7 protein-coding genes are annotated in these 6,547 nt (G+C 61.3%); 3 read left to right on the top strand and 4 right to left on the bottom strand.

The window, feature by feature from the left end:
* Positions 1-158: 158 nt before the first annotated feature.
* Together G5358_RS19620 and G5358_RS19615 are read left to right on the top strand one after the other, a co-directional pair.
* Positions 159-800 (top strand): bifunctional 4-hydroxy-2-oxoglutarate aldolase/2-dehydro-3-deoxy-phosphogluconate aldolase, encoded by a 642-nt coding sequence (locus G5358_RS19620; protein ID WP_182969982.1) that lies wholly within the window; start codon positions 159-161, stop codon positions 798-800.
* 139 nt (positions 801-939) lie between these two features.
* Complete coding sequence (locus G5358_RS19615) at positions 940-1,632, top strand: helix-turn-helix domain-containing protein (RefSeq protein WP_421324749.1); 693 nt, start codon at positions 940-942, stop codon at positions 1,630-1,632.
* Here the strand turns inward: G5358_RS19615 and G5358_RS19610 are convergent.
* Positions 1,621-2,010, bottom strand: coding sequence for a nuclear transport factor 2 family protein (locus tag G5358_RS19610; RefSeq protein WP_076493934.1), 390 nt, complete (start codon positions 2,008-2,010; stop codon positions 1,621-1,623). The genes G5358_RS19615 and G5358_RS19610 overlap by 12 nt on opposite strands.
* Positions 2,011-2,125: 115 nt before the next feature.
* On the bottom strand, positions 2,126-3,133 hold the full coding sequence (locus G5358_RS19605) for a substrate-binding domain-containing protein (RefSeq protein ID WP_005355407.1): 1,008 nt from the start codon (positions 3,131-3,133) through the stop codon (positions 2,126-2,128).
* A gap of 89 nt (positions 3,134-3,222) precedes the next feature.
* Between G5358_RS19605 and G5358_RS19600 the strand changes: the two genes are divergently transcribed.
* Positions 3,223-3,873, top strand: a complete 651-nt coding sequence (locus tag G5358_RS19600; protein WP_421324748.1) for a Qnr family pentapeptide repeat protein — start codon at positions 3,223-3,225, stop codon at positions 3,871-3,873.
* A gap of 133 nt (positions 3,874-4,006) precedes the next feature.
* Here G5358_RS19600 and envC read toward each other — a convergent pair whose 3' ends face one another.
* Entirely contained in the window at positions 4,007-5,359 is a 1,353-nt protein-coding gene (envC, locus tag G5358_RS19595; protein WP_421324747.1) for a murein hydrolase activator EnvC, read from the bottom strand.
* Between the two features lie 9 nt (positions 5,360-5,368).
* On the bottom strand, positions 5,369-6,547 hold a 1,179-nt coding region (gene gpmI / locus G5358_RS19590; RefSeq protein ID WP_421324746.1), incomplete at its 5' end, for a 2,3-bisphosphoglycerate-independent phosphoglycerate mutase.

The raw sequence follows: 6,547 nt of genomic DNA, 5'->3' as shown, positions 1-6,547 counted from the left end.
CTGACCGATTTGAGTGGCCGTACCCAGGCCGAGATTGACCTCACTCTGGAACAAGAGGGGTGGGGTCGTGAACTGTTCAGCGTGATGCGTCGCGCGGTATCGAGCGCCGAGTGTGGCGCCACTATTTTTGACTAAGAGCCTTTGACTAAGGAAGAGCTATGCAGAACTGGAAAGTGACCCCGGCCGAGGTGTTTGCCGCCTCCCCGCTGGTACCCGTGATGGTTATCAACGAGCTGGATCAGGCCTTGCCGATGGCCAAGGCGCTGCTCGACGGCGGCATCTCGGTGTTCGAAATCACTCTGCGCACCCCGGTGGCGCTCGATGCCATCGCCCTTATCGCCAAGGCGATGCCGGATGCCATGGTCGGTGCCGGTACCGTGCTCAACTGCGAGCAGTTTGACGCAGCCGTTGCCGCCGGTGCCCGCTTCGTCATCTCCCCGGGGATGACCCCGGCCCTGCTGGCTCACGCAGCCAACAGCACTGCACCGCTGATCCCGGGTGTGGCTACTCCGTCTGAAGTGATGCAGGCGCTGGAAGCGGGCTATGACCACCTGAAGTTCTTCCCGGCCGAAGCGAACGGCGGCACCAAGGCGCTCTCCGCCATTGCCGCGCCGTTGCCCCAGGTGAAGTTCTGCCCGACCGGCGGTATCGGCCCGAAAAACGTGGCCGACTATCTGGCACTCAAATGTGTGGCCACTGTCGGCGGCTCCTGGATGCTGCCAGCCGATGCGGTCAAGAGCGGCAACTGGGAAGAGGTGACCCGCCTCTCCCGCGAAGCGGTTGAGCTGGTTAAACGTTAAGCCTCAGTTGTGCAGAAAACCAAACAGGCCACCCTCGGGTGGCCTGCTTCTTTTGGCCATTTTGACAGCGGAAAAGCCATTTACAGGGTGCCGTCTGCTCCCTTATGGTCGTGGTCGGTTTCTTATCCGGCTGGCCGATATGTCCTTTCTCCATCGCTCCTGCCCGCAAGGGCACTTCACTTCGCTGCACTGTCATCCGCAGGCCCAGTATTGCTACATGCATGAAGGTGGCGGCGTTATCACCGGCGGTGCTGCCAGCGAGCTGCTGGTGGCCGGCCAGCTCTGCTTTATTCCGACGGGCTGGGAGCACGAGTTTCGCGTGCTGCGCCACTCTCGCCTGTCGCTTATCTATACCGATTCGTCCGCATCAGCCCCTTTTGGTCTGCGGCAGGTAACGCCGCTGCTGGCTGGACTCTTTGCCCGCCTGATCGATTTGGAGGAGGGGGCCGAGCAGGAGGCCTATCTGACAGTGATTGGCCACGAGTTGGTGCGAGCTGCTCCGCAAGCGGCCCAGCCTGCGCTGGCGGCCAACCTCGACCCGCGCCTGCTGCGGGTGCTGGAGCGTTTCTGTCAGGCACCCTCAATCAACACCATGCTTGCCGAGCTGGCCATGGATTGCGGCGCTTCGCTGCGCACTCTCAACCGGCTTTTCCTCCAGCAGCTGGGTTGTACCTTCCGCCAGTGGCGCGAGCAGGTGGTGATGTGGCGGGCTCGCCAGTTGCAGTATCAGGGGTTCACATCGGTGCAGATTGCCGACCTGCTCGGTTACGAAGATCCCGCCGCCTTCTCCCGCGCGCTCCAGCGCTTCGCCCGGCGTGGCTCAGCGTCGTGAACCTATGTCGGCATCCTGCTTGCTGCCGCTCAGCAGGCAGGTCACCTCGTCGGTCTGGCAGATCTTGCCGTCGCGAAAGGTGAAGAGGCCGCTCACCTTGCAGACCAGTGGGGCGCCATCGTGGCGGGTAGATCGCACCACATGGGTCGAGTGCACCCTGTCCCCTTGCGCGATTGTGGCGACGAATTCGATAGTGGCTTCGGCCAGATGAGCTCTCAGCGCCGCAATGTGCTGGCAAAAGGCAATGTAGTCGAGCTGCTCGCCATTCACCTGCTGGCAGTAGTCCGGGGTGAACCACTGGTCGAGCTCGGCCAGGGTAAAACGAGGATCGCAGACAACGCGCTGCAGGCAGGCTCGCAATCGTTCGGTGTTGTTCATTTTCTGCTCCTGAAATGTGGCTGTAATGCCGGGCCAGCATAGAGCAGAGGATGGTGATAAGAGGTTGCAGTATGCGCCATCATAGCGGGTAAACACGCCATGATGGCTGGGGGGGTTACCCCAGACTCTCCCCGACATAGAGGGAGAAGCCGATATCCTTGCGGGTGTCGGGTTGGGATTGGCCGTTGAGACGTGCCAGCAGCATGGTGGCCGCCTCCCGACCTATCGCTTCCCGCGGGGTGGCGATACTGGCCAGCTTGGGGGTCATGGCGTGGCCGATGTCGAGGGCGTTGCAACCGGCGATGGCGATCTGCTGGGGCACCGGGATCCACTTGGCTTGACACTGCAGCAGGGCGCCCACCGCCAGGTCATCGTTGGTGCAGAACAGGCCGTCGAGGTCGGGATAGCGCACCAGCGCCTGATCCAGCAGCTCGCCCCCCAGAGTGAAGCTGGAGGATTGTTCGGTCAGCAGATGCTGGCCGGTGAGGCCGAAGTCGGTCATCGCCTGATAGTAACCCTCCATCCGCAGCTGGGTACGCACGTCGAGCCGCGCCCCCAGATAGACCACCTTGCGTCGGCCCCGGTGCAGCATCTCTGTTACCATGGCCCGGGCCGCGGCTCTATGGTCCATGCCGACCACCATGTCGATGGGGGTTTGCGGTAGATCCATGGTCTCCACCACCGGAATGCCGGCGGTGGCGATCATTTTGCGGGTGCGTTCGGTGTGCTGGCTGTCGGAGAGGATCAGCCCATCCACGTGATAGGAGAGCAGGGATGCGACCTGCTCCTCCTCCCGCTCCGGGCTGTAGCCGTAGTGGGCCAGCAGGGTCTGGTAACCGGCCGGTCGGGTCACCGACTCGATGCCGTGGATCACCGCCGAGAAGACCTGGTTGGAGAGGGAGGGGATCAGGATGCCGATCGCCTTGCTGGTCGCGTTGGAGAGAATATCCGGCGCCCGATTGGGGATATAACCCAGCTCTTCCACCACCGCCGCGATCCGCTCGCGGGTCCCCTCCGCTACGGTCTGCGGGTCGCGCAGATAGCGGCTGACAGTCATCTTGGTCACGCCGGTCTGGTCGGCGATATCTTGCAGGGTGGGGCGGCGCTTGCGGGTGGGGCTCATAGGGGTGTCCAGCGTGGATGTTACATGTAACATTACCGTTTTTGGCGGATAAAGTCAGCATATGAAGCCGTTTTTGCAGGAGTTTTCCGATGATCAGAGGCAAGCAGTTCGTGGATGTCCGGTTCGAGCAACAGGATGTGGAGGGGGAGCAGTTCTCGGAGTGCCGCTTTATCGGCTGCAACTTCTCCTGGCTGGATTTGAGCGATAGCCGCTTCATTGACTGCAGCTTCTACGATCGGGAGAGTGAACGGGGCTGCCTGTTGCAGGGTTGTGATCTGCGCGAGGCGAGCTTCCTGCGCTGCGATCTCACCATGGCCGATTGCAGCCGCAGCCAGTGTCTGGGGCTGGAGATGCGCGACTGTCAGGCGGTCGGTATCAACTTCGGCCATGCCAGCTTCGCCAACCAGATCACCGCCAAAAGCTACTTCTGCGAGGCCCATCTGACCGGCAACAACTTCAGCTATGCCAGCTTCGAGGGTTGTCTGCTGGAGAAGTGCGAGCTGACCGGCAACCGCTGGCAGGGGGCCAACCTGTTTGGTGCCTCGCTGGCGGGTTCCGATCTCAGCGGCTCCGAGTTTGGCCAGATTGACTGGACCAGCTTCAAGCTGCAGGGCTGCGATCTGCGCCAGTGCGACCTGCCGGGGCTGGATCTGCGGCGGGTCGATCTGCAAGGGGGGCAAATTAACGAGGATCAGCAGCAGGTATTGCTGGAGCAGATGGGTCTGGTTATCTTCCCCTGAGCCGAGCGAAAAATTAGGTAATTTTTCATCAAATGGGCGCGACATTGAGGGGCGATGCTTCTGAAATGACAAAAGCCTGCGTGATGCAGGCTTTTGCTAGTGAGTGTGTGACGCGTTTGTCGGCCGGGTTGACTCAACCCTTGGCCAGCCATTTGGTCGGGTTGATCGCCTCGCCCTGATAGCGAATTTCGAAGTAGAGGCCCGGTCTGTCCTGACCGCCACTGTCACCGACCAGCGCCACCGGTTCACCCTGTTCCACGTTCTGGCCAACCTGACGCAGCAGCGACTGATTATGACCGTAGAGGCTCATATAGCCTTTACCGTGGTCGATCACCAGCAGCATACCGAAGCCGTCGAGCCAGTCGGCGTAGACCACTTGTCCCGGTGCAACCGCCTTGACCTGGGTTCCTTCGCTGGCGCCGATCAGGGTGCCTTTCCACTTGAGCTGGGCGGTACGGGGCGAGCCATAGGAGATGAGGATCGGTCCCTGCACCGGCCAGCGCAGGCTGCCATTGGTCTTGAGACCACTGTAGTGACCGGCACTGCTGATGCCCGAGCCACGCTCCGGCTTGGTGCTGGCTACCTCTTCAACCGGTTCTACCGGTTTGACGGTTTTATTCTGCTGGGCGGCGAGTCGTTGCTGCTCGGCACGGCGCTGTTCGGCCAGCTTGCGCTGACGCTCCTGTTCCGCTTTCAGCTTGGCCAGCCGCTCCCGCTCGGCCCGTTCACGGCGCTCCTGCTCTTCACGCTTGCGACGCAGCTCTTCCAGCCGCGCTTTCAGCGCTTTCTCGGCCTTGACCAGCTTGGTGAGCTTCTGTTCGTCATCCTGTACCGACTGCTGCAACTGGTTGCGCACCTTGGCCCGGCTCTGCTGGCTGGCCAGCAGGGTCTGGTGATGCTCCTGCTGTTCGCTCAGCAGGGTCTGCAGTCTGGTTTCGGTCTCTTTGGTTGCCTGCTGGTTTTTCGCCAGCTTGTCGCGGGTGGCGCGCAGGGCGTCGATGGCCTCGATACGGGCCTTGTTGAGGTAGTCGTAGTAGTCGAGTGAGCGGCTCAGTTTGGCCGGATCCTGCTGATTGAGCAGCAGTTTGAGGTAGTCGTGGTTGCCCGCTTGAAAGGCGCTCTCCGCCTGTTTGGCCAGCAACTGCTTTTGATGTTTGGCTTGAACTTCCAGCGCCAGCTTGTCTTTTTGCAGGGTCGCCAGCGTCTGCTGGTTCTGCTTCAACTGCTGCCTGGTCTGGTTGAGTTTGGCGGCGGCGGCCGAGATGGCCTGCTCGTCAGCCTTGAGCTGGGTATTGAGCTTGGCAAGCTCCTGCTTGCTGAGCTTGATGGTCTTCTGTTGCTCTTTGATCTGGGACTGCATGGTCCCCAGCTGCTGATTGGCGGCCAAAGCCGGTGTGCTGGCGCCAAACGACAGGCAAAAAAACAGCGCGCCGGCCAACAGGCCGACGCGACTGGTTTTCTGTGAAATAACTTCGCATCCCCGCATGGGGAAGGATTATTTCAGAATCATCAGGGGCTTGCCAGTCATTTCCGGCGGTACCGGCAGACCCATCAGGGTCAGCATGGTGGGGGCCAGATCGGACAGTTTGCCACCCTCAACTACCTCGGCTTTGCGACCGAAATAGATGAGCGGAACCGGCAGATTGGTGTGGGCGGTGTGGGCCTGACCAGTCTCTTCGTCCAGCATCTTCTCGGCGTTGCCGTGGTCGGCAGTGATCAGGCACTCGCCACCCACTTCGGCCAGGGCGTCGGTGACGCGACCGATGCAGTGGTCAACGGCTTCACAGGCTTTGACGGCGGCATCGAACACACCGGTGTGACCAACCATGTCGCCATTCGGGTAGTTACAGATGATGACGTCGTACTTGCCGCTCTTGATGGCCGCAACCAGCTTGTCGGTCAGCTCTTCGGAGCTCATCTCCGGCTGCAGGTCATAGGTCGCCACTTTCGGGCTGGCCACGATCTCGCGATCTTCGCCGGTGAAGCAGGACTCTTCGCCACCGTTGAAGAAGAAGGTGACGTGAGCGTATTTCTCGGTTTCGGAGATGCGCAGCTGGGTCTTGCCCTGCTTGGCCAGCCACTCACCCAAGGTGTTGACCAGAGCGGTCGGCGGGTAGGCACAGGCAGTTTTGATGTCGGCCGCGTATTCGGTCAGCATCACGAAGTTCAGCTTCGGCTCGACTGCACGGGCGAAGCCGGTGAAGTCCGTGTCAACGAAGGCGCGGGTGATTTCACGGGCACGGTCGGCACGGAAGTTCATGAAAATCAGCGCATCGCCATCTTCCATCGGTGCAGCTTCGCCGATGCGGGTTGCTTTGACGAACTCGTCGTTCTCGTCGCGGGCATAGGCGGCAGCCAGCGCTTCGGTGGCGCTCTCGGCGGTGAACTCGCCCTTGCCCTGGGTCATCAGGTCATAGGCTTGCTGCACGCGATCCCAGCGGTTGTCACGGTCCATGGCGAAGTAACGACCGATCATGGAAGCGAAACGACCCTTGCCCAGCTTGGCGAACAGGGCGTCGAACAGCTCGATGGAGGACTGGGCGGAGCGTGGCGGAACGTCACGGCCATCCAGGAAGGCGTGCAGGTAGATCTTCTCGGCGCCACGCTTGGCAGCCATTTCGATCATGCCCATGATGTGCTCTTCGTGGCTGTGTACGCCACCCGGGGACATCAG

It is taken from the genome of Aeromonas sp. 604176, from assembly GCF_049170755.1.
In the GTDB taxonomy this organism is placed as follows: domain Bacteria; phylum Pseudomonadota; class Gammaproteobacteria; order Enterobacterales; family Aeromonadaceae; genus Aeromonas; species Aeromonas veronii_A.
This window is presented reverse-complemented; position numbering and strand designations above follow the sequence as displayed.